General features: G+C 43.3%; 22 protein-coding genes. 13 read left to right on the forward strand and 9 right to left on the reverse strand.

The genetic code is table 11. The annotated features are described in order from the left end of the window. Positions 1–36 precede the first annotated feature (36 nt). From alr to AC4MC0_RS03190, 4 genes are all read left to right on the forward strand, one after another. Positions 37–1134, forward strand: a complete 1098-nt coding sequence (gene alr, locus AC4MC0_RS03175; protein WP_335999739.1) for an alanine racemase — start codon at positions 37–39, stop codon at positions 1132–1134. 37 nt (positions 1135–1171) lie between these two features. Then, positions 1172–1531 carry a RidA family protein gene (locus AC4MC0_RS03180; RefSeq protein WP_004694941.1) on the forward strand — a complete coding sequence of 120 codons (360 nt, stop codon included), beginning with the start codon at positions 1172–1174 and terminating at the stop codon, positions 1529–1531. A 141-nt stretch (positions 1532–1672) separates the two neighbouring features. Beyond that, positions 1673–3115, forward strand: coding sequence for an amino acid permease (locus AC4MC0_RS03185; RefSeq protein ID WP_335999741.1), 1443 nt, complete (start codon positions 1673–1675; stop codon positions 3113–3115). A 503-nt stretch (positions 3116–3618) separates the two neighbouring features. Continuing rightward, positions 3619–4725, forward strand: coding sequence for an acyltransferase family protein (locus tag AC4MC0_RS03190; protein WP_336000803.1), 1107 nt, complete (start codon positions 3619–3621; stop codon positions 4723–4725). Between the two features lie 80 nt (positions 4726–4805). On the opposite strand, the gene AC4MC0_RS03195 is transcribed toward AC4MC0_RS03190, so the two are convergent. Together AC4MC0_RS03195 and AC4MC0_RS03200 are read right to left on the reverse strand one after the other, a co-directional pair. Next, the gene (locus AC4MC0_RS03195) at positions 4806–5258 is read right to left on the reverse strand and encodes a CopD family protein (RefSeq protein WP_005011820.1); all 453 of its coding nucleotides are present in this window, start codon (positions 5256–5258) and stop codon (positions 4806–4808) included. A 23-nt stretch (positions 5259–5281) separates the two neighbouring features. Beyond that, the gene (locus AC4MC0_RS03200; RefSeq protein ID WP_004694933.1) at positions 5282–6511 is read right to left on the reverse strand and encodes a beta-ketoacyl synthase N-terminal-like domain-containing protein; all 1230 of its coding nucleotides are present in this window, start codon (positions 6509–6511) and stop codon (positions 5282–5284) included. 278 nt (positions 6512–6789) lie between these two features. Between AC4MC0_RS03200 and AC4MC0_RS03205 the strand changes: the two genes are divergently transcribed. The 7 genes from AC4MC0_RS03205 (at position 6790) to rimI (ending at position 14712) form a co-directional block, all read left to right on the forward strand. Beyond that, positions 6790–8247, forward strand: coding sequence for an EcsC family protein (locus AC4MC0_RS03205; RefSeq protein WP_336000808.1), 1458 nt, complete (start codon positions 6790–6792; stop codon positions 8245–8247). 154 nt (positions 8248–8401) lie between these two features. Beyond that, on the forward strand, positions 8402–8776 hold the full coding sequence (rpsL, locus tag AC4MC0_RS03210) for a 30S ribosomal protein S12 (RefSeq protein WP_002050319.1): 375 nt from the start codon (positions 8402–8404) through the stop codon (positions 8774–8776). A gap of 177 nt (positions 8777–8953) precedes the next feature. Beyond that, positions 8954–9424, forward strand: coding sequence for a 30S ribosomal protein S7 (rpsG, locus tag AC4MC0_RS03215; protein WP_004694929.1), 471 nt, complete (start codon positions 8954–8956; stop codon positions 9422–9424). 130 nt (positions 9425–9554) lie between these two features. Next, the gene (fusA, locus tag AC4MC0_RS03220; RefSeq protein ID WP_004694927.1) at positions 9555–11690 is read left to right on the forward strand and encodes an elongation factor G; all 2136 of its coding nucleotides are present in this window, start codon (positions 9555–9557) and stop codon (positions 11688–11690) included. A gap of 93 nt (positions 11691–11783) precedes the next feature. Further along, positions 11784–12974: an elongation factor Tu gene (tuf, locus tag AC4MC0_RS03225; RefSeq protein WP_004692776.1), complete on the forward strand. Its 1191-nt coding sequence runs from the start codon at positions 11784–11786 to the stop codon at positions 12972–12974. 293 nt (positions 12975–13267) lie between these two features. Then, entirely contained in the window at positions 13268–14149 is an 882-nt protein-coding gene (locus AC4MC0_RS03230; RefSeq protein ID WP_335999390.1) for a metal-dependent hydrolase, read from the forward strand. A gap of 104 nt (positions 14150–14253) precedes the next feature. Further along, positions 14254–14712, forward strand: a complete 459-nt coding sequence (rimI, locus tag AC4MC0_RS03235) for a ribosomal protein S18-alanine N-acetyltransferase (protein ID WP_234303989.1) — start codon at positions 14254–14256, stop codon at positions 14710–14712. Between the two features lie 29 nt (positions 14713–14741). Here rimI and AC4MC0_RS03240 read toward each other — a convergent pair whose 3' ends face one another. The 3 genes from AC4MC0_RS03240 to trxB all read right to left on the reverse strand — a co-directional run bounded on the left by AC4MC0_RS03240 (position 14742) and on the right by trxB (position 17349). Further along, positions 14742–15557 carry an arginyltransferase gene (locus AC4MC0_RS03240; RefSeq protein WP_004694916.1) on the reverse strand — a complete coding sequence of 272 codons (816 nt, stop codon included), beginning with the start codon at positions 15555–15557 and terminating at the stop codon, positions 14742–14744. 21 nt (positions 15558–15578) lie between these two features. Beyond that, positions 15579–16310, reverse strand: coding sequence for a leucyl/phenylalanyl-tRNA--protein transferase (aat, locus tag AC4MC0_RS03245; RefSeq protein WP_234965346.1), 732 nt, complete (start codon positions 16308–16310; stop codon positions 15579–15581). 85 nt (positions 16311–16395) lie between these two features. Continuing rightward, a complete protein-coding gene (gene trxB, locus AC4MC0_RS03250; protein WP_004694912.1) occupies positions 16396–17349 on the reverse strand; it encodes a thioredoxin-disulfide reductase in 954 nt (317 codons plus the stop codon). A 295-nt stretch (positions 17350–17644) separates the two neighbouring features. On the opposite strand from trxB, the gene AC4MC0_RS03255 reads away from it, so the two are divergent. Next, positions 17645–20737, forward strand: coding sequence for a DNA translocase FtsK (locus AC4MC0_RS03255; RefSeq protein ID WP_333640507.1), 3093 nt, complete (start codon positions 17645–17647; stop codon positions 20735–20737). Positions 20738–20795: 58 nt separating this feature from the next. Continuing rightward, complete coding sequence (locus AC4MC0_RS03260; protein ID WP_335999399.1) at positions 20796–21701, forward strand: AEC family transporter; 906 nt, start codon at positions 20796–20798, stop codon at positions 21699–21701. A gap of 64 nt (positions 21702–21765) precedes the next feature. On the opposite strand, the gene AC4MC0_RS03265 is transcribed toward AC4MC0_RS03260, so the two are convergent. The 4 genes from AC4MC0_RS03265 to minC all read right to left on the reverse strand — a co-directional run bounded on the left by AC4MC0_RS03265 (position 21766) and on the right by minC (position 24063). After that, on the reverse strand, positions 21766–22053 hold the full coding sequence (locus tag AC4MC0_RS03265) for a PA4642 family protein (protein WP_004694907.1): 288 nt from the start codon (positions 22051–22053) through the stop codon (positions 21766–21768). A gap of 121 nt (positions 22054–22174) precedes the next feature. Continuing rightward, positions 22175–22447, reverse strand: a complete 273-nt coding sequence (minE, locus tag AC4MC0_RS03270; RefSeq protein ID WP_004694905.1) for a cell division topological specificity factor MinE — start codon at positions 22445–22447, stop codon at positions 22175–22177. Between the two features lie 2 nt (positions 22448–22449). After that, positions 22450–23262, reverse strand: a complete 813-nt coding sequence (gene minD / locus AC4MC0_RS03275; RefSeq protein WP_039889843.1) for a septum site-determining protein MinD — start codon at positions 23260–23262, stop codon at positions 22450–22452. Between the two features lie 69 nt (positions 23263–23331). Beyond that, positions 23332–24063: a septum site-determining protein MinC gene (gene minC / locus AC4MC0_RS03280; RefSeq protein ID WP_335999404.1), complete on the reverse strand. Its 732-nt coding sequence runs from the start codon at positions 24061–24063 to the stop codon at positions 23332–23334. Positions 24064–24176 lie beyond the last annotated feature (113 nt).

Raw genomic sequence — 24176 nt, forward strand, 5'->3', positions numbered from 1 at the left:
TTCGTTTTAGGTCATATTGATTCAAGGAAGAAGAAAATGCCACGTCCAATTACTGCAGTGATTCATAGTCAATCACTGCAGCATAATTTAAATGTTGCTCGCACGAAAATGCCGAATAGCCAAGTCTATGCGGTGGTCAAAGCCAATGCCTATGGTCATGGGATTGAACGCGTCTATCAAGCGTTCAAATCTGCCGATGGTTTTGCGCTGCTCGATTTGGCAGAGGCGAAACGCATCCGCGCTTTAGGCTGGATAGGTCCGGTTCTGTTACTCGAAGGTATTTTTTCAGAGCAAGACCTATTTGACTGCCATGAGCTGGGCCTAAGTTTCAGTATTCATAGTGAATATCAACTCGAATGGTTAGCGCGTTTTCCTTTAGAGGCGCAGTTCGATGTTTATTTAAAAATGAACAGCGGCATGAATCGTTTAGGTTTCCGTCCTGAACAATACCGTCAAGTGTGGCAGCAGCTTTCCAGTTTGCCTCAAGTTCAACGCTTGACCCATATGATGCATTTTTCGGATGCCGATGGTGAGCGTTTCGGACGTGAAGGCATTGCGCATCAATGTCAGTTATTTGATGCCATCACCCATGATCTACCGGGTGCACGTTCAGTCAGTAACAGTGCAGCCATTCTCCGCCATGAACAGTTGCAGTCGGATGTGATCCGTAGCGGCATCATGCTCTATGGTAGTTCTCCAGATTATCCAAGCCACTCCATTCAAGACTGGGATTTGCAACCTGCCATGAGTTTGCGCAGCGAGTTGATTGCCATTCAGCAATTAAAAGCAGGCGATAGCGTCGGTTATGGCTCAAAGTTCATTGCTGAAAGCGACATGCGTGTGGGTATTGTGGCTTGTGGTTATGCCGATGGTTATCAACGGATTACCGCAACAGGTACGCCTATTTTAGTTGATGGACAACGCAGCAGCTTGGTCGGGCGTGTCAGCATGGACATGTTGGCGGTCGATTTATCTCACCTTCCAAATGCCGAAGTCGGCAGTGAAGTGGTGCTGTGGGGTACATCGAAACAGGGTGCTGTACTCAGCATTGATGAAGTCGCAGCAGGTTCAGGCACGATTGGCTATGAGCTGATGTGTGCTGTCACTGCACGTGTCAATTTTATCCAAGATTAAATTTTATTTTTATACAGTTTCATACAAGGAAAGACCTATGTCACATTCAGACATTCAAAAATTCAACACCAACGAAGTCATGAGTGCAGTCACTGTGTTTAATCAAGTGGTGTATTTGTCAGGGCAAGTGCCAAAAAATACCGACAATGATGTCGCAGGTCAGACCCGTGAAATTTTAGCAACAATTGATGAGCTTTTAGCTTTGGCAAATACAGATAAATCACGTTTGTTATCTGCTCAGCTTTACATCAAAAATCTCTCTGATTTTTCTACAGTCAATGCGATTTGGATTGACTGGATGAATGGTTGTGTAGCACCTTCACGTGCCACGATTCAGGCTGATTTGGTTAATCCAAACTGGTTGATCGAAATTGCAGTGACGGCTGCACAAAACTAATTTTTAAACTCTCCCCGTGTATATCAGCGCTTGGGTTTCAACCGAAGTGCTGATGAGCGTATAAATGCCGCCCGTTAGGATAACGAGCACTGTATGAACATGGTTTATACGCAAAAAAGGACTTTAACAGGATGTTAAATTATGACGACTACCCCACAAGCTGACGGTGCAAATGCACCATCGCATGAATTACAACGGAAATTATCCAACCGCCACCTGCAATTGATTGCCATTGGTGGCGCGATTGGTACGGGCCTGTTCATGGGTTCGGGCAAAACTATCTCTCTTGCTGGTCCTTCTATCCTAATCATTTATATGATTATCGGGACCATGTTCTTCTTCCTAATGCGTGCATTGGGCGAAATTTTATTGTCAAATTTGCACTATAAGTCGTTTATCGACATGGCTCATGATCTGATTGGGCCGGGTGCGGGTTACTATATCGGTTGGTCCTATTGGCTCGGTTGGGTCTTAGTCGGTATTGCGGACTTGGCAGCCATTATTAACTATCTCGGCTTTTGGCTCCCGCCAGACATGGCCTTTACTCCCATGGGGCAGGCTTTAATCAGTGTCGGCTGTGTGCTGTTTGTCCTTGGGTTAAATTTGCTGACTGTGAAACTCTTTGGTGAAATTGAATTTTGGTTTGCTTTAATCAAAATTTTAGCCATTTTAGGGCTGATCGTGATAGGCGGCTTTATGGTATTCAGCCATTTTCACTCACCGGATGGCACGGCTTCCAGCTTTACCAATGTCTGGTCGCATGGCGGCATGTTTCCTAAAGGTGCCGATGGCTTCTTGGCCGGTTTTCAAATTGCACTCTTTGCCTTTGTCGGTGTAGAGCTAATTGGAACCATGGCTGCTGAAACCAAAGATCCTGAAAAGAACTTACCGAAAGCAGTGAATGCGATTCCAACCCGTATCATTTTGTTCTATGTCTTGTCATTATTTGTAGTGATGTCAGTGACGCCGTGGAATCAAATCCCTGCGGATCAAAGCCCGTTCGTTTCACTATTTTTACATGCGGGTATCCCAACTTCAGCTATCATTATGAACTTGGTGGTGCTGTCTTCAGTGATGTCTTCAATGAATAGTGGTGTGTTCTCTACATCACGTATGCTCTTTGGTTTGGCAAGAGAAGGGCAAGCACCACAGAGCCTAGCGCGTCTATCAAAACGTGCGGTGCCAGCAAAAGGCTTATTCTTCTCATGTGCTTTTATCATGGCAGGTGCTGCGCTGCAGTACTTTGTACCAAACACGGTTGAAGCCTTTACATTAGCCAGCTCATTGTGTGTGATTCTGTTCATCAGTATCTGGAGCATTATTATGGTGTGCTATATCCGCTATCGTAAATTGCGTCCTGAGCTACATGCAAAATCGACCTTTAAAATGCCAGGCGGTGTTTGGATGTCTTATGTGGTCTTAATCTTCTTGTTCTTTACGTTGATTATTTTGAGTTTAGAGGCGGATACCCTTCGCGCATTGATGATCAGTCCATTATGGGTGATTATTTTAGCCGTGACGTATCAACTGCTGTACAAACCACGTATGAAAAAACGTCTGTTAGGGCAGCAATTGGATAACTAAGTAACATTTATTTTGTACTCGTGATGTTTGAAAGAAAGCCCTGCATAAGTAGTAATACCAGTCAGTTTCTTAACTGGCTGGTATTTTCTTTTTAAGTTTGAGGTTTTATTCGATACGTGACGATGTCATCCGCAACCTGTCTAGCATTTAAAGTGGACTGTTTTTGCAACGAAATTTTTAAATACAGAAAGTGAACAGGTTTTGCGGATGACAAATGTTTTTGGTTCTTTTGGCGAATGAGAAGTACAACTTCGCAAGGAACAAAACGAACTCAAGCAATTAAAACTTAAAACAGTAAGACTCCGCAGTAAATAGCTAAAACTCATTCTGTACTTTTGATATTTGAAAGAAAGCCCTGCATAAGTAGGGCTTTCTTTTTTACTTGAGCTGAATCAATGGATTCTAACTAAGTGTTAGATCATTGTATGATTTTATATATAAAAGCTGTCTAAATTAGGCGATTTCACTTTTAATGAGGCACTTTAAAATTTTAATAATGATTTATGCGTAATTATAAAATCGACATCCTGCGTGGCATTTCCATCCTGTTGGTGCTGATTCACCATTTCAATATTCCGTATAAATTACATGATACCTTTCTCGGTATCCCCATTGGGGGTGAGAGCTTAAGTACCTTGATTGCCCGAAACGGCAATTATGGTGTGACCATGTTTTTTGTCATTTCAGGTTTTTTGATTACCCAGCATACTTTACAGCGTAGTGGATCTTTGGCGCAGATTAAGCTGAAAGATTTTTATATCCGTCGTATTGCCCGAATCATGCCGTGTCTGGTGTTATTGGTTGCGATGGTCAGTGTGTTCGGAAGTTTAGGATTGCAACCCTTTATCAATCAGTCGCCCAATGGCGTAGAGGTGTCCTATGCTGTGACTGTTCTTTCAGCTTTGAGCTTCTGGATGAATCTATTGATTATTGAATACGGCTGGATGAACTATGCCTTGGGTGTATTGTGGTCTTTATCGGTTGAAGAAGTTTTCTATTTAGCATTTCCTGTCCTGTGTTTAGGGCTTGGTCGTGGCAAAGGTTTTATTGTTTTTCTGCTCGCTGTCATCGCGTATGCACCGTATTTTCGTGCCTTACATTTTGGCGAGGAAAGCGGTGCTTATCTGTATCATTATTTCTCTAGCTTTGATGGAATTGCCATTGGCTGTCTCACCGCAATGTATGTGCAACATTTTAAAGCTTCTATTTACAATCCAAAAGTAATTGTTGCTGTGATATCGTTTCTAATGACCGCTTTATATTTTTATGCACCCATCAAAGAGGTGAGTACTTGGGGCATCAGCGTATTTGCTTTACTTACGGCGTTACTCATATTTTGCTTTATCCACGACCCGAAAGTTAAACCTACCTCATCCACGGCCCGCAGTTTGGTCTGGATTGGACAGCGTAGCTATGAAATGTATCTGTTTCATTTGATTGTTCTCGGCTTAATGAAAGTGGTGTATTTCCCTAAAGAAACTGTAGCCGCTGAAAAGTTGATGTTGTTGCCTGTTTATTTTATCGCGGTGTTTATTTTGAGTTGGGCGATTGAGAAATATTATTCGACCCCGCTCAATTTAAAAATTCGTCAATCTTGGATACGCTCGTAGCGCGGATCTTTGGTTGTGCTGTTGATTTTTTACAGATATTAAAAAGCCCCGAATCAATCGGGGCTTTCATTTCAGAGATTTTAAAACGTCGGTTTAACCACGACTAAAATCACCACAGCAAATAAAATGAGGGTCGGCATTTCATTAAAGAAGCGCCAGAACTTGTGTGACTTGTAGTGCGCATGACCAATCAATTTCTTACGGTAATAACCGCAAACAAAGTGGTAAATCACCAACAATCCAACCAAACCGACTTTGAGGTAGAACCACAGGGCTTCATGGTAGTGGCGCGTTGCATCACCCCAATCCACCAAGAAGTGTGCCGTGATCAGTGTTGCAATCATCGATGGCCACATAATGCCACGGTACAACTTGCGTTCCATGACCTCGAAACGTTGATGACTGACGGCATCATCACTCATGGCATGGTAAACATAGAGCCGTGGTAAGTAGAACAATGCAGCGAACCAACACACCACGGCAATAATATGTAATGCTTTTACCCATAAGAAAGCATCAGAAGGAGCATCCATCAAGTCACCCTAAAATGGGCGGCTTAGCCTTCCCACTTTTTGAAAATGAGACATGCATTTACGCCGCCAAAACCGAAACTGTTACTCATCACAGTATTCAATTTTGCGTCACGTTTTTCAAGCACGATATCAAATGGTTTTGCGCCTTCATCCAGTTCAGTCACGTTGATGTTTGGTGCAATAAAGTCATTTTGCATCATTAGGACTGAGTAGATCGCTTCTTGCACGCCAGCAGCACCTAAGCTATGACCTGTCATTGATTTGGTCGAGCTGAGTGGAGGAACTTGACCTTCGCCAAATGCACGTTCCATTGCTTTTAATTCAGTGATGTCACCAGCAGGCGTTGACGTACCATGCGTATTCACATAGTCAATTTTGTCTACGCCGTGTTGTTTTGCTTCTTCAAGTGCCATCAGTACACAACGTGTCGCACCTTCACCCGATGGCGCAACCATGTCTGCACCGTCAGAGTTTGCCGCATAGCCCACAACTTCAGCCAAAATGTTGGCACCACGTGCTTGCGCATGTTCTAAAGACTCAAGCACTACAAATCCGCCACCGCCAGCAATCACAAAACCGTCACGGTCAGCAGAGTAAGGACGAGACGCTGTTTCTGGCGTGTCATTGTATTTTGAGCACAGTGCACCCATCGCATCAAACAACAAGCTTTGAGACCAGTGATCTTCTTCACCACCGCCTGCAAGCATTAAGTCTTGCTTGCCCAATTGAATCAGGTTATAGGCATAACCAATGGCATCAGCAGACGTTGCGCATGCGCTGGTAATGGTGTGTGCAACACCTTGCATTTTAAAAGCAACACCAACGTTTGCCGTAATTGTATTCGACATATTACGTGGTACGAAGAACGGACCAACTTTACGTGCGCCTTTGGTGTCTAACAATTCTTTCATTTCAACTACAGACGCAGTTGAACCACCACCTGAACCGCCCGCGATACCATAGCGTGGGTTGCCACCAATTTGCTCTGCTGTTAAGCCTGCATTTTCAACCGCAGCAACCGCAGCATTGTATGCATACATGGCACAAACACCCATAAAGCGTTTTAGCTTACGGTCGATACCATCAAAGTCTTGTTCAGCAGCAGCGCTGATATGACTTTTAAAATTGAGTTCAGCATAGGTTGGGTTAAAACGTGTCCCAGAAATCCCGTTTTGTAATGCATGAGTAACTTCTTCCAAAGTATTACCGATACATGAGTTGATACCCATGCCAGTGATTACTACACGTTTCATTTAAAGATCCCTTATATGGTGGTTTTGCAGAGTTGCGCTTAAAGATGAATCAACAATTTATTTCTAAGCCAATTGCAACTCTTATGTTTTCAATGCAGATCATAATAGCAGAAAGAATTTTTAATTCTTATGGCAAATCCTATGCCAATTTGACTTGTCTTAAAATCAGGAGCAGAGCATTTCAACTTTACTAAAAGACACATATTCTTATTGAGATAAATGCGTACTACACCTAGTATTTAGCTAGAAATGAAAGATTATAAAGTACGGGGTACGGAATGGCGGATTCAAACAATAAACAGCGCAGTGGTTTCTTTTCAAATGCCTTCGGAGTGGCTAAAAAGCTCAGCCATACAGGTTTAAACATATTAAACCAAGTGAGCCCAGATACGGCCTCAGCACTGACCAATGCTACAACTGGTGATAGTGCGAGTACAAAAACAAAATCGAAAAATAAGCGTTATGAACACCCGCAGCAAGTCTTAAGAGACCACCTGCCGACAGTATCACGTCATTTATTAGGACGTCATTATGTCAACGCAAATCGAGTCGTGCATTTTGTGTCGCCACAACTTTCCGATAAAGCCGCAGATTATTTTTTTAGCCAGCTCAATCAATTTAGCTCAAGTATGAGCTCGGTCGATGCCGTTTTAGATGAAGCGGGCGTGCGTGATTTAGAAATGCTGACCCAAGATGTTGACCGTTCAAAACGGATTAGTCAGGCACTGTCCGAACAAAATAAAATTATTGCTATCTTGCAAGGTGCACTGACTGGAGCAACGGGCTTTGTGGGCTCAACCGTAGATGTGCCCGCTTCCTTGGTGATGTCGTTACGTATGATCTACCAAGTGGGGCGTTCTTATGGTTTTGACTTAAGTAAAGAATCTGATCAAGACATCGTCCAGTTTATTTTTAAACAGATTGATCTTGGGTTGATTGCGGAAAAACAAACTTTGTTGATGGCGATAAAAGCCATTTCAAGTACCTTACAAACGCATGATGTCTCTCAGTTACAACAGCTTTTAGGTTCAAGCAATGATATTGAAGCCTTAAAGAAATGGTTGATCAATGCCGATGGTCAGCTGAAATGGGGACAGTCGATTGCCAACCTCTCGCTACTGAATAAGCTAGCAAAACTCACGCCAATTGCCAGTGCAGGGGTGAGTGCAGCTTATAGTTGGCGTCTCGTTGATGATGTACACCAAAAAGCACAACTGGTTTTTTCACAAGCCCGCCAGTATATCATCCAACAAAAAGATACCAGCCTGAGTGCTTTAACAGCATATGAACGCTCACTTGAGCTTTTGGTGAAAGCCTCGCCAAGACTGTTGTCACAGCGCAGTACATCAGACACCGATAGCCCAGATTTGAAACTTGGAGCTGAAGTGGAGTTAAATGGTCATCAAAGTATTGCTAAGGTAAAAGTTCAGAAAAAGTCCGACAAAGTCACAGAGCCTGTCGCAACCGAAGAGCGTGTTCAACAAGGGCTAGAACAGCTCGCAGATCAAATGGTTGAACCCCATGATGCTGTCGCACCGCAGCAACCAGCCTTACACGTGGAAGAAGATCTTGCAGATTTATATCCAATGGATGAGGTTGAAGAGACCACACAGAACAATAATGAGTCTTTCACGGAAAATGAACCTGACATAGCTTCAAACGTTGCAGCGAAACCTGCTGTAGAGCCGACCGAAAAAAAGGTTACAAAAAGACGAAATGCGCCAAGTAAAAAATAAACCCTTTAAAATAGATGGAAATTTGTAAAAGCCCTGATTTGGTCAGCATTACATGTAGTTTGAAATGTTGACCATTTTTACGTCTTAGCTTACAATTGCATGCCCTCAAAAAGTCGTCTTTTTTTGGGTTTTTTATTAACGGGAGAATTGCCAAATGGCAACAACAAATCAGTTGATCCGTAAGGGTCGTACGACTTTAGTTGAAAAATCTAAAGTTCCTGCGTTGAAGGCTTGTCCACAACGTCGTGGTGTTTGTACACGTGTTTACACAACTACACCTAAAAAACCTAACTCAGCAATGCGTAAAGTTTGCCGTGTGCGTTTAACTTCTGGCTTTGAAGTTTCTAGCTACATCGGTGGTGAAGGCCACAACCTACAAGAGCACAGTGTTGTTCTTATCCGTGGTGGTCGTGTTAAAGACTTACCAGGTGTACGTTACCATACCGTTCGTGGTTCTTTAGACTGTGCTGGTGTGAAAGATCGTAACCAGTCTCGTTCTAAATACGGTACTAAACGTCCTAAGAAATAATCTTTCGAGATTAACCTCTTAGTTCGCTAGAACTGCAATCCTTTATCGTCTCGCTTGTCTGATTTCTGCATTAATTTTGTGAAATTCAAGCGACGTGTAGTAAGGCCAGCGAAAGCACATGACACTTTGTGCTACGGCTGGATTAACCTGAAGTGTCATATATATAGGTAGTTTAAAATGCCAAGACGTCGCGTAGTTGCTGCTCGTGAAATCCTTCCGGATCCTAAGTTCAGCAGCCAAACAATCGCTAAATTCATGAACCACGTAATGCAAGATGGTAAAAAATCTATTGCTGAAAGTATCGTTTACGGTGCTTTAGACCGCGTTCAAGAAAAAAACAAAGTAGACCCAGTTGAATTTTTCGAGACTACTCTTGAAAAAGTTCGTCCTATGGTTGAAGTAAAAGCACGCCGTGTTGGTGGTGCTACTTATCAAGTACCTATGGAAGTACGCCCATCCCGTCGTACTGCTCTAGCTATGCGTTGGTTAGTAGATGCTGCTGCTAAGCGTTCTGAAAAAACTATGGCTTTACGTCTTGCTGGTGAGTTGCTTGATGCAGCTGAAGGTAAAGGCGCAGCGGTTAAAAAACGTGATGACGTGCATCGTATGGCTGAAGCCAACAAAGCATTCTCTCACTACCGCTTCTAAGCGACTAAAACAGCCCCTATTCAGGAGGGTGACAGCTTGGTTTACGCCAAACTGTCATCGAATCGCTTTAAGCTGTTCGTCAGCTTAAAGCGCCTGTTTTAAACAACAAAATTTAGGAATGCAAGAAATCATGGCTCGTCAAACCCCAATTTCTCGTTATCGTAACATTGGTATTTCTGCGCACATTGATGCGGGTAAAACCACAACTACAGAACGTATTTTGTTCTACACAGGTGTATCTCACAAAATTGGTGAAGTACACGACGGTGCAGCAACAATGGACTGGATGGAGCAAGAGCAAGAACGTGGTATTACCATTACTTCTGCTGCTACGACTACATTCTGGTCAGGTATGTCTAAACAGTTCCCTGAACACCGTATCAACGTAATTGATACACCGGGACACGTTGACTTCACAATTGAAGTTGAACGTTCTATGCGTGTTCTTGATGGTGCGTGTATGGTTTACTGTGCTGTAGGTGGTGTACAACCTCAGTCTGAAACTGTATGGCGTCAAGCGAACAAATACCAAGTGCCTCGTTTAGCATTCGTGAACAAGATGGACCGTACTGGTGCAAACTTCTTCCGTGTTGTTGAACAAATGAAGACACGTTTAGGTGCAGCTCCTGTACCTGTAGTAATCCCTGTTGGCGCTGAAGAAAACTTCCAAGGCGTAATCGACTTGATCGAAATGAAAGCGATCATTTGGGATGAAGCTTCACAAGGTATGCAGTTCGAATACGGTGAAATCCCGGCTGAACTTCAAGCTACTGCTGAAGAATGGCGTGTAAACATGGTTGAAGCTGCTGCTGAAGCTTCTGAAGAGCTAATGGACAAATACCTAGAAGAAGGCGAACTATCTAAAGAAGATATCGTTGCTGGTCTACGTGTTCAAACTTTGGCTTGTCAAATTCAACCAATGCTTTGTGGTACAGCGTTCAAAAACAAAGGTGTTCAACGTATGTTGGACGCAGTAATTGAATTCTTACCGTCGCCTACAGAAGTTAAAGCGATTGAAGGTGTTCTTGACGACAAAGCTGAAACTAAAGCGATTCGTGAAGCATCTGACGAAGCTCCGTTCTCTGCGCTTGCGTTCAAAATCATGAACGACAAATTCGTAGGTAACTTAACTTTCGTACGTGTTTACTCTGGTGTTCTTAAACAAGGTGATTCTGTTTATAACCCAGTTAAATCTAAACGTGAACGTATCGGCCGTATCGTGCAAATGCACGCGAACGATCGTCAAGACGTTGAAGAAATTCGTGCGGGTGATATCGCTGCATGTGTAGGTCTTAAAGACGTGACTACGGGTGATACACTTTGTGATGAGAAAAATGTCATCACACTTGAGCGTATGGAATTCCCAGAGCCAGTAATTGCATTGGCTGTTGAACCAAAAACTAAAGCTGACCAAGAAAAAATGTCAATTGCTTTAGGTCGTTTGGCTAAGGAAGATCCATCATTCCGCGTTCGTACTGACGAAGAGTCAGGTCAAACAATTATTGCTGGTATGGGTGAACTTCACCTTGACATCATTGTTGACCGTATGAAGCGTGAATTCGGTGTTGAAGCAAACATTGGTAAACCAATGGTTTCTTACCGTGAAACGATCAAGAAGACAGTTGAACAAGAAGGTAAATTCGTACGTCAAACTGGTGGTAAAGGTAAATTTGGTCACGTATACGTACGTTTAGAGCCAATGGATCCTGAATCAGAAAAAGATTACGAATTCGTTGAAGAAGTTGTTGGTGGTGTAGTTCCTAAAGAATTCTTCGGTGCTGTGGATAAAGGTATCCAAGAGCGTATGAAGAATGGTGTCCTTGCTGGTTACCCAGTTGTTGGCATCAAAGCTACATTGTTTGACGGTTCTTACCACGATGTCGATTCGGACGAATTATCGTTCAAAATGGCAGGTTCTTACGCATTCCGTGACGGTTTCATGAAAGCAGATCCTATCTTGCTTGAACCGATCATGAAAGTTGAAGTAGAAACTCCAGAAGACTACATGGGCGATATCATGGGTGACTTAAACCGTCGTCGTGGTATGGTTCAAGGTATGGATGACTTGCCTGGCGGTACTAAAGCAATTAAAGCTGAAGTTCCACTTGCAGAGATGTTTGGTTACGCGACTCAAATGCGTTCTATGTCTCAAGGCCGTGCAACATACTCTATGGAATTTGCTAAATATGCTGAAACTCCACGTAACGTGGCTGAAGGCATCATTTCTAAATTCCAGTCTGGCGGTAAAAAAGGTGACGACGAGTAATCTTTCGATTACTATAAGCCCAAACTAATTCATAGTTAAAAACCAAGTGCTCATGCAGTGATCCTGCATGAGTAGTTTAAAAAGGAAGATCTCATGGCTAAGGCTAAGTTTGAACGTAATAAGCCACACGTTAACGTGGGCACAATCGGTCACGTTGACCATGGTAAAACAACTTTAACAGCTGCAATTGCAACTGTATGTGCGAAGAAATTCGGTGGCGAAGCGAAAGACTACGCTGCAATTGACTCTGCACCAGAAGAAAAAGCACGTGGTATTACAATTAATACTTCACACGTAGAATACGATTCTCCAACTCGTCACTACGCACACGTAGACTGCCCGGGCCACGCCGATTATGTTAAAAACATGATTACTGGTGCTGCTCAGATGGACGGCGCGATCCTTGTATGTGCTGCGACTGATGGTCCAATGCCACAGACTCGTGAACACATCCTTCTTTCTCGTCAGGTTGGTGTACCTTACATTCTTGTATTCCTTAACAAGTGTGACCTTGTTGATGATGAAGAACTTCTTGAACTAGTGGAAATGGAAGTTCGTGAACTTCTTTCTACTTATGACTTCCCAGGTGATGACACTCCAGTTATCCGTGGTTCAGCTCTTCTTGCACTTAACGGTGACGCTGGTCAGTATGGCGAAGAAGCAGTTGTTGCGCTTGTTGACGCGCTTGACACTTACATTCCAGAGCCAGTACGTGCAATCGACCAAGCATTCTTAATGCCAATCGAAGACGTATTCTCTATTTCTGGTCGTGGTACAGTAGTAACTGGCCGTGTAGAAACTGGTATTGTGAAAGTAGGCGAATCAGTTGAAATCGTTGGTATCCGTGATACTCAAGTAACTACAGTTACTGGCGTAGAAATGTTCCGTAAACTTCTAGACGAAGGCCGTGCGGGCGAGAACTGTGGTGTTCTTCTACGTGGTACTAAGCGTGAAGACGTACAACGTGGTCAAGTACTTGCTAAACCAGGTGCAATCAAGCCGCACACTAAATTCGATGCAGAAGTATACGTACTTTCTAAAGAAGAAGGTGGTCGTCACACTCCATTCCTTAACGGTTACCGTCCACAGTTCTACTTCCGTACAACTGACGTAACTGGCGCGATCAAATTACAAGATGGCGTTGAAATGGTTATGCCTGGTGACAACGTAGAAATGTCAGTAGAATTAATCCACCCAATCGCAATGGACCCAGGTCTACGTTTTGCGATCCGTGAAGGTGGTCGTACAGTTGGTGCTGGTGTAGTTGCTAAAGTAACTGCATAATCATCTGATTGTGTGAAAAAAAGCGCTCCTTTGGGGCGCTTTTTTTATTTCTTCATCTTAGCAATTAAGTGATTATTTTAGGGCAAGATACAGCATGCTTTAGTGTTCATCCTAAAAATAGCGTAGAACTTTACGCACACTAAATTGTCTAACAATCCACCCCGAAAACTGTCCTAAACTGATATTTTGCTGACCCTAACTGCACTTATGGGCGGAGCCCAATCACGTAAGATAAAAAGACGAAAACAACTATAAACAGTGGATGTCTTCAGGATATTCATAGGAGCAGAAAGATGAATGCGAAGGTAAAAATCACCAATCGTGCGGGCGCGAGTTTCCCTGTACGTCGGATGAACTTTGAGTTTGAAAGCGTACCTGAATATTGGATGAATGGTTCAGCTGGATTGACCCATTTTATGACCGCGCTGTCAGCACTCTTTCCAGCAGGTGAAATGTTTTTTATCGATAGTGTTCGTGCGGTCAGACAGCATCCCTCAATCAAAGACAATGCCGAATTACAAAAAGAGATTTCAGCCTTCATTGGTCAAGAAGCGATGCACACACAAGAGCATGAAGGTTTTAATGCGTCGGCACAAAAGTATGGGCACGATGTTGCAACACTTGACCGCTATACGGATCGTGCAATTCAAGCCACACGTAAAGTGTTTGCTTTTCTAGGCAAGCCTGTGGGTATTACTCAAGAGATGGTGGATTTAACCGCTACCACCGCGCTGGAGCATTTTACTGCAACTATTGCTTCTCAATTGTTGGTCAATAACCACATTCAAGAGCTGATGAGCGATGAAACCATGAAAACCATGTGGTTATGGCATGCTATTGAAGAAAATGAGCACAAAGCTGTGGCTTATGATGTGTTTGAGGGAGTTTTTGGAAAGGGAGTCAAATCCTATCTACTACGAACGGGATCACTGGTTGCAGCCATGGCCATTTTATTTTGTGTACAGTCGTACTTTGTATTTCGGTTATTAAAGCAAGATAAACAACTGAATAGGGCAGCGTTGAAGGATATTTATACCTATGCATATAGTCCATCGAAAGGAATTATTACCGGTATGGCTCGTGAAATGATCATGTACTTTAAACCGGGTTTTCATCCTAATCATCACGACACCGACGCTTTACTTGAGAAGTGGAAGCTAAAATTAGGTTTTTAAGCAGTTTTGGCTCTTTGAGCGATGTAAATCACTCTTTTTTTTGTTCGGTTTTTAGCACAAATTTTTTATACTGTGACCTCCACATTTTAGAAAGATAAACGAAGATGATTCGTTTAATGCAAGCTGCGGACTTAAGCCAAGTTGCGCAGATTGAAAATTTAGTTCAAACCCATCCTTGGAGCCTACAACAGTTCCAAGAGTCCATGCAGTCTTATCACAGTACCGTGATTGAACAGGCAGGGCAGGTGGTAGGCTTTTGTATCCTCCAGCCCGTTCTTGATGAGGCCAATTTATTGTTGATGGCCATTCATCCAAGCCAGCAAGGTAAAGGGTTGGGTTATAAGTTATTAGATGCCTCACTGGCACAACTCAAAAACAACCCAATACAAGTGTTCTTAGAAGTCCGTGAGAGCAATCAGGCGGCCATTGCCTTGTATGAAAAGTCCGGTTTTCATCAAATTGATTTGCGTAAAAACTATTATCCTAAACCAGATGGTGGTCGTGAGCATGCCATTATTATGGTGAAATCATGTAGTGATGACTTTTCCGAGTTGTTTAAATGAGAGAACAGTTAAGCTTCTGTATAACGCCATTATTTAATAATGGCGTTATTCCACCCCGAAGGTAGGGTGGTCATTAAGGAGTTTCCCAGTTGCTGCACTTCCTCGCTGCTCAGGCTATGATTGAGTCTGCGCCACTGACCATCAATCAGTAACTCTAGCGGTAAATACTGCGATTTGTAGTTCATTTTTTCTGAGTGTGGTACCCAATAGCCCAAATACACAAACTGCAAAGCGCGTGCTTTTGCTAGCTCGATTTGTTTTAAAATGGCGAAAGTGCCGAGTGAGCGTTTGTTTTCATCGGGATCAAAAAAAGTATAAACCGCAGATAAGCCATCATCTAAAGGGTCGCAGGTCGAAACACAGATGAGTTGGTCTTCTTTCCACAGCTCTAAGAAAAAGCTCTCGGTACAGCTATGCACGAGGAATTTATCAAACTGATCGCGGCTAGGTGGGAACATGTCTCCATCGGCATGGCGTTTAAAGATATAACGCTCATATAAGTCATAATGTTTTTTGGTGGCATCCGCAGTGCGGGTAATTTTTAAAGTGAGATCTTGATTGCGTTTCCATGCTTTTTTTTGACTGCTGTTCATCTTAAATTCGCGTACAGGTACGCGGCTAGACAGACACTGTCGACACAGATGACACTCTGGGCGGTAGACAAAATCACCACTCCGGCGAAAACCTACGCGAGAAAGTTCGGACAGCGTGACCACATCAATACGATGTGCGGGATCGAGAAATACCATCCGGGCTGACTTTTTTTCTAGATAGCTGCAGTCATGCGGTGGCGTGATGTAATACTGTAAATCATTCAGTAGGGACTTCGGGTGATACGAATTCATGATAAATCCCTCTATTATTCTTTATTCAGTCAGTCGCGCATTTTGCGCTATTGTTTTACTTGAAAATACACCCTCCTGATACATTTTCCAATCGATAGCGGGTTGATTTACAACATCTTGTAACGATTTTAAGTAGGTTTGCCGAGAAAGTGTACAAGCACCGAGGCTTAAAAGATGATCATTGACCAATTGGCAGTCGATCCAAGGCAGCTTATTTTCACGGCCAATCAACATCAGCGTATAAAATGCCATTTTTGAGACATCCGTTTCGGTACTGAACATGGACTCCCCAAAACAGCCGTGTCCAATGCTGATGCCGTATAGTCCACCAACCAAGCGTGTTTGATCCCAAACTTCAACGCTATAGCCATAACCAGCATCAAACATTGCGCAGTAGCCATCAATAATATCATCACTGATCCACGTGTCATCAGCATAGCTGCGTGGCAGTGAGCAGGCACGGATCACCCGTTCAAAAGCTTGATTGATGGTGATGCGATAATCTTGCTTTTTCATGCTCCGAATGAGGGTTTTACTGGGCTGATAATCCTGCGGGCGAATGATGCAACGCGGCTCGGGGCACCACCAGCAAATGGGCTCACCTGTTGAGAACCATGGAAATAAACCATGGGTATAGGCTTCAAACAGGGTAGAAGGGGAGAGGTCTGCACCGATACAAATTAAGCCTTCACCCTCAGGGTCAACTTCAAGCGGATCGGGAAAGATATACTCAGAAGGTGGTAACTGCTGCATAGAGGTGTGTGTATGATAAAAAAATGACTTTAAGATCATACATAAAAAAACCGCCTATGGAAGGCGGTCTTTTTCAAGGCTCAGATTATTCGCCTAAAGCATCCAAATACTTTTCCGCATCTAGCGCAGCCATACAGCCAGAACCCGCTGAAGTGATCGCTTGACGATAAACGCTATCAGCAATGTCACCTGCTGCGAATACACCAGCGACAGAAGCAGCTGTGGCATTACCAGATGTACCGCTTTGAACTTGGATATAGCCATCACGTAAGTTCAATTGACCATCGAACATTGCGCTGTTTGGTTTGTGGCCAATTGCAACAAACAAACCTTGAACATCAATATCTTGTGTAGATTCGTCTTGAGTTGATTTTAAGCGAACTGCGGTTACTCCTGTGTTGTCACCTAAAACCTCATCTACTTGGTGATTCCAAATGATGCTAATTTTGCCTTCTTTTTCTTTTTCAAATAAATGATCTTGAAGGATCTTTTCAGAACGCAATGAGTCACGACGGTGAACCAAAGTCACATGCGATGCAATGTTAGACAAATATAGTGCTTCTTCAACGGCAGTATTACCGCCACCCACAACCATGACTTTTTGGTTTTTGTAGAAGAAACCATCACAGGTTGCACATGCGCTCACGCCTTGGCCCATAAAAGCAGCTTCAGACTCAAGACCTAAGTACTGAGCGGTTGCACCTGTGGCAATAATCAGTGCATCACAAGTGAACTCATCCATGTCACCTTTGAGTACAAATGGACGTACAGAAAGATCGACTTCATTGATATGATCGTAGATGATTTCAGTACCAAAGCGTTCAGCATGCGCTTGCATACGTTCCATCAGTGCAGGACCTGTTAAGCCTTCAGGGTCACCCGGCCAGTTATCGACTTCAGTCGTTGTCGTTAGCTGACCACCGAGTTGGATACCCGCAATCAATGTCGGCTTTAAGTTGGCACGTGCAGCATATACCGCAGCGCTGTAACCCGCAGGGCCTGAACCGAGAATAATCAAACGTGAGTGACGAGCGCTCATACGTAGAATCCTTTTTTTATTTAGAAATTTGTGGAATTATACGTGAAACTCTATAACAGTTGTGTGAGTTCAATGTCGATATTATTGATCAATCAAATCGATTTGAGCTATATAGAAGAAATATGCGGTGTAGAGCGGGAAAAAGTGGAAAAATCATCTGCTCGCTATACATAAAGCATTTAAGAATAGTGCATCTTTTTATAAAGAAGAGGTGCATAATATGACGTTTATTGTGAAACTTTTGCTTTAGGTTTCGAACAAAAACATTAATGAAGAATTTGTTACAGGACAGTATATGACTGAGGTGTCGGGTGCTTATGCACAGCGCTTATTAATGACATTATTTTTAGTCTCGTTTGGCATTTATTTGTTCCTTGCTACCGTGACCTATACCCCATTTGATCCGGGCTGGATGCATATATCAAGTGATACTTTGCAAGTCTCGAATGCCAGTGGCGTTGCAGGGGCGTGGATTGCTGACTTACTGTTCGGTTTTTTAGGCTGGGCAAGTCTACTTATTCCTGTGTTTTTGTTCATTGAAGCCATTCAAGTCTGGTGGCCGCATAGTTTTTTAAACCGCCCATTTCGTTATGCGGCACAATTCTTTATTTTGCTTGCAACCGCCAGCTTACTGTTCTTGTTTTGGAAAGTTCCAGCGGACACTTTAGACAATGCCTCTGGCGGCATTATTGGTTATGAACTGGGACAAAGTTTGTCGCAGATTTTAACCATTTACGGTGCAACCTTATTTTTGGTCGTGTTTACCGTGGTCTTATTGACCTTGGCTTTCGGTATCAAATGGAACCGTACTTTCGCGACCCTCAAAGCAACTCCTGCTTATTTACAAGATTTATTTTACCGTAATGTGCCTGAAAGCGAGTCTGCCTTTGATCGTACGACGCCAAGCGTCAAAAAAGAAGTGATTGCAACGGCACCGAAAAAGAGTGTTGAAGAGACCGAATTGGTCGAGGCACCAGCCGTGCAAGAGGCATCAGTTAAAGCACCTCAGCGCGACTATTCAGCAGAGCATTTGTTTAATGACATGGTGGCCAAAGAGCAACGTGTTCAAGAAAAACAGGTGGATGTGGATGATGAAGTAGAGCTTGAGCGGACTATAGAAAAAGCGCACCAATTAGAACAAGACAGTCAACGCGTGGTGGCGACAGGGGAAGTGTGGCGTGCATTAAACTCAGGTGAAGATCAACGCCATAAAAATGATATTGATGCTTTACTTCGTGCTGCCGAAGAAGATCGCCCATTTAGTCAAGAACAACATTTTCAAGCAGTGGTGCAAGATCATACAGCGCCAATTGCTGATCCTCATTATTTCCAAGACGATGCTCCTGCACAGAAGAAAAATGTTGATTGGGATGATGATGAAATCTTTGACGAGCTGCTTGCTGCCGTACCCAATGGCAAAACAGCAACGGATGTTCACAGCCCCTTCAATACGCCTGAACCGGTGTCTCATTTACATGTGGTTGAAGATCCAATTGCGGTAGCCGAGGTTGCAACCTTAAATGCTGCTGTGAGTCCAGTTGCCTTTCAACCAGCGCCGAGTGGAATTGCAAAAGCACAGCTTGATGAATTGGATGATTTAGACGAATTCCTTGCTGAAGATTGGTCGGAGCAGAAAGTTGCTGCTTCAGATGTACGCACCAGCAGTAGTTATGCGCAGTCATCTGCTTTTGTACAAGCACCTATCCAGCATCATAATACCGCAAGCACAAGTGCTACAGCGGCTGTAGCCAAAGAAGTTTTGTCCAAAGAAGCGTTTATTGAAGCATGGCAGGACACCGCTGGAAAACCGCAAGAAGAAGACGACTTCGATTTTGATGCGCCACTGACGGATGCATCAGGCCGTCCAATGTCGTTGTCCATGCAAGTAGCAGAACGTCGTCGTGATTTATCACCGCTGCCAGGATTAGACTTACTGGATGAAGTTGACCTGAATAAAAAAGTCAATTTCACCGCTGAGCAGTTGGCGCGTTTATCTGAATTGCTTGAAATTAAGCTACAAGAATTTAATGTCAAGGCTAAAGTAGTCGAAGCACAGCCGGGGCCTGTGGTAACTCGTTTTGAGTTGGATTTAGCACCAGGTGTGAAAGCCTCTAAAGTGACCAATATTTCCCGTGACCTTGCGCGTTCAATGTCCATGGCATCTGTACGTGTGGTTGAAGTTATTCCGGGTAAACCGTATATCGGGATTGAAGTGCCGAATAGCACACGTGAAATGGTGCGTTTAATCGAGTTGTTGACTATTCCTGCTTTTACCGATCCGAATAGCATTCTTTCGATGGCAATGGGCAAAGATATTTCAGGTAATCCTGTCATTGCTGACTTAGGTAAAGCGCCGCATATGCTGGTTGCAGGCACCACAGGTTCAGGTAAATCGGTGGCAGTGAACTCGATGATTTTATCGATGTTGTTGAAATATACGCCGAATGAGTTACGTTTAATTTTGATTGACCCGAAACAGTTAGAGCTCGCTAACTATAACGATATTCCACATTTGCTCACCCCTGTGGTCACGGACATGAAAGATGCAGTCAATGCCTTGAACTGGTGTGTGAATGAAATGGAACGCCGTTATAAGCTGATGTCTTTCTTAAAAATTCGTAAGCTAGCGGACTATAACCGTAAAGTGGAAGAAGCGATTGCCAATGGCGAAGAGCTGATTGATCCGACCTGGAAAGCCAGTGATTCGGTTGCCGGTGAGCGTGCACCACGTTTGACCCCATTACCATCGATTGTGATTGTGGCGGATGAATTTGCCGATATGATTATGCAGGTCGGTAAGAAAGCTGAAGAAATGATTACGCGTTTGGCACAAAAGTCACGTGCCGCAGGCATTCATTTGTTACTTGCAACGCAGCGTCCATCGGTCGATGTAATTACGGGTCTGATTAAAGCCAATATCCCAACACGTGTGGCTTTACGTGTGAACTCAAAAATTGACTCACGCACGATTTTGGATGCTGGTGGGGCGGAAGACTTACTGGGTCATGGTGATATGTTGTTCTTAGGGCCGGGTAAAATTGAACCTGAACGTGTACATGGTGCCTTTATTGCCGATGATGAAGTCAACCGCATCTGTGATGCTTGGCGTGAACGTGGCTCGCCAAATTATGTTGATGAAATCCTAACGCCATATGATGAAGAGCCAAGTTCTCGTGGTTTTGAAGATGGTGATGGCGATCCAAACCGTGATGCACTTTATGACCAGTGCGTATCCTTTGTATTGGAAACACGCAAGGTTTCGGTGTCCTCGCTACAACGTAAGTTTAGTTTGGGTTATAACCGTGCCGCACGAATTGTCGACCAAATGGAAGAAAACGGGATCGTGAGTGCGCAAGGTGCGAACGGTAAGCGAGAAATTTTAGTTTAAAAAAGAAAGCCTGCGGATTGCAGGCTTTTTCTTAATCATTCAGTTTAGGCATCCAGTCATGCAAATTATTGATGCATTAATTCCATTGGTGGTACTCATTGCCATGGGGTATGTATTAAAGCGGTATCGCTTTTTAACGGTGGAATTTTGGCAAGGTGCTGAAAGACTGAATTATTGGATTTTATTTCCTGTTTTGCTGTTCAGTAGTCTAGCCACCGTTCATTTTAATGTCGGGCAAGTCCTGCCAGCGCTTGCTGTGGTCTTTACTGTGACCTTGCTGATGAGTGTGGTGCTGTGGGTATTAAAAGCAGTATATGGTACGCCTGTGGCGCAATTTGGCGTCTATTTACAGAGTCATATTCGCTTCAATACTTATATTGGTTTGACCAGTATGGCTTTGATTTTTGGCGCTGCGGGGATGCAAGTCTTTGCCATGATTATTGCCTTTGTCATTCCTTTGGTGAATGTACTGTCCGTACTTGGTTTTTCTCAAGGGCAGGGACTATCTTATAAAAATATTGCGTGGTCGGTTGCGAAAAATCCGCTGATTCTGGCTTGTCTGGTTGGGCTCATTTTTAATTTTTCAGGTATGCATTTGCCCGAGAGCATTAGCCAATCTTTAAAGCTGGTAGCAGGGATGAGCCTCCCGCTTGGGCTATTGTGTGTGGGCGCTGCACTCCAGTTTGATGCGTTAAAATATGCTGGCCGAGCGCTAATTTTAAACACTTTGGGACGTTTAATCTTGGTGCCTATTTTAGCCTATGTAGGCTGTCTTTTATTTGGTTTAGCAACATTTAAAACCATGATTGTAGTGGTATTCTTCTCGCTCCCAACGGCTTCAGCAGCCTATGTCCTGACCAAATATTTTCAAGGGGACAGTCAACTCATGGCAGCAATCATTAGTTTGCAAACTTTGTGTTTCGGTTTGACTTTTCCACTTTGGATGTGGTTTTTACAGTCATAAAAAATGCCAGTCTCCTAGGAATGAACTGGCATTTGTAGATCATGCGCATTAAGCAGATCTAGGTTTAGGCGAATTTAGCCAAAACCTCTAAGAAGGGAGCTGCTTGACGTGGATAAGCAGCAATTACGTCATGGATACGCTGACCTTCTGGATTGGTGGCATTAATGTCGCGACCATCCGTTTTAAATTGGGTGAGCAGTCGCTCATAATCACTTGGGCGCATGTGTTTAAATGCATGGTACAACACATGAAAATCGCCATTCACACCTTCAGGAGGAAGCTGAGTTAAGTAGGCAAATACACGCTCATCTGACCATTCTTCATTGAACGTTGCTGGCTGAGATAATGCCATAGCAATCTCCTTGCTGGTTTAATCATTAAAAAAGGCAAAATATGGGAGACAAAGAAAATACTTTCTTGTGTCTGCGCATATTCTGCCTTGATTCAATTTGCTTGACTAATCAAAAATCAGATTAACGTTCTTCAGGCAAATTGATATTCATTTCAAGCATTTCAATATTCGCTTCAGAGCGTACAGCCATTTGAATGTGCTGTTCATCTACACCGCGAACATAGCGATTCACCACTTGCATGATTTCTTTCTTCATTTGGTCGATTTTGTCTTGGCTAAGACGTTTACCTAAACCACTTTCAGACGCTACGATGACTTTCAAACGATCCTTCGCTGTTTGAGCACTAGACGGTTTTTCATCATTACTAAAAAGCTTACTCCAAAATCCTGCCATGTCTACGCTCCAAATAGTCGTGCTAACCAGCCTTTAGGCTTCACCGTAATATGACGGTAAGGACGTTCGTCACCTAAGAAACGTGCCACAAGGTCATCATAGGCTTGACCTGCTGATTCTTCAGTAAAGAGAATCACTGGTTTACCTTCGTTCGATGCTTGTAAAACACTCTTACATTCAGGAATCACTCCCAAAGTTGGCACACGTAAAATATCTTTAGAAATGTCGTCAATGGTTAACATTTCTTGTTTATCGGCACGTTCAGGGTTGAAACGTGTGATACACAAGTGTTTACGAATACGACCTTCATTCATTTCAACTTTTTTGGTTTTGCTGTCGAGCATACCAATAATACGGTCAGAGTCACGTACAGATGAAATTTCAGGGTTGGTCACAATAATCGCTTCATCGGCATGGTACATTGCTAAAATTGCACCGCGTTCGATACCTGCGGGTGAGTCACAAATAATGTAGTCAAACTCTTGTGACAACTCATCCATGACACGTGCTACGCCTTCATCAGTTAAGGCATCTTTATCACGGGTTTGCGAAGCAGGTAAAATATATAAATTCTCGATATCTTTATCGCGGATAAGCGCTTGTTGTAATCGAGCTTCGTTATTTAATACATTGACAAAATCATACACAACGCGGCGTTCACAACCCATGATCAAATCAAGGTTACGTAAACCTACGTCAAAATCGATCACAACAGTTTTGTGACCACGTAAGGCTAAACCTGTTGCAAAAGATGCGCTTGTCGTAGTTTTGCCTACGCCACCTTTGCCTGATGTTACGACAACAATTTTCGCCACCGAATCCACTCCTGTTATGGTTTAAATCCCCTTATTTATCATTTGGGGCTTTTGGTGTTTATTTATACATTAAAATTCAAGCGCTTCAAATACAAGCTCTTGTTGATCATTTAAGTAAATATGTGTTGGGCGTTTTAAATGCTGCGCTGGAATATCATCTGCGACACAATAAGTTCCTGCAATTGAAACCAATTCAGCTTCTAAAGCATGACAGAAAATACGTGCAGCGCTGTTTCCGCCCGCGCCGGCAATGACTCTACCACGAGCACTACCATAAATATGTATATTTCCTGAAGCAATCACTTCTGAACCACTGTTAATACCTGCGGTAATAATGATATCACCTTGATTTTGAACCAAGCACTGGCCCGTACGTAAAATTTCGTCATGATAAGAGGTCACATGGCGAATGACAGGTGCTACCGCAACTGGTGCATTGGTAGAAGTTGTCGCAGCAGGGACAGGGGCTTCAACCACTTGCTCTTTGGTTGCTTTGACTTCTTGAAGTTGCGAGCTAATGCCGTGAGCTTGGGCCGGAATCACTGGGAACTGAATCGCACGGGCTTGTTCAGCCAAAATTCCTTCTTGTACTGCCATTGGCTGTACATCCAGATCCAGCAATAATTGAATCAAGGAAATTAACTCTTGCTCCACGCTACTTTCCAGAACAACTAACGCCCCAGCAGTCGATGCATTTTGTAATGTTTTACTTAATTGCTGTCGGATTGCATCATGATCATTGGTGTCAAGGGTAATGCGAATCGCATTGACCATTCTGCCAGTTATCCGGATATCAGCCATAATTTTTCCTTAAGACTTCTCAGATTTATTTTTTACTAAAGAAGTGATGTTGTAAATAGAGCAAATCCTAGAACAAAATGAAGGATTGCACTAGCTGCGTTTGTAATATTTTT

It is taken from the genome of Acinetobacter sp. CAU_H_S139_7, from assembly GCF_058599305.1.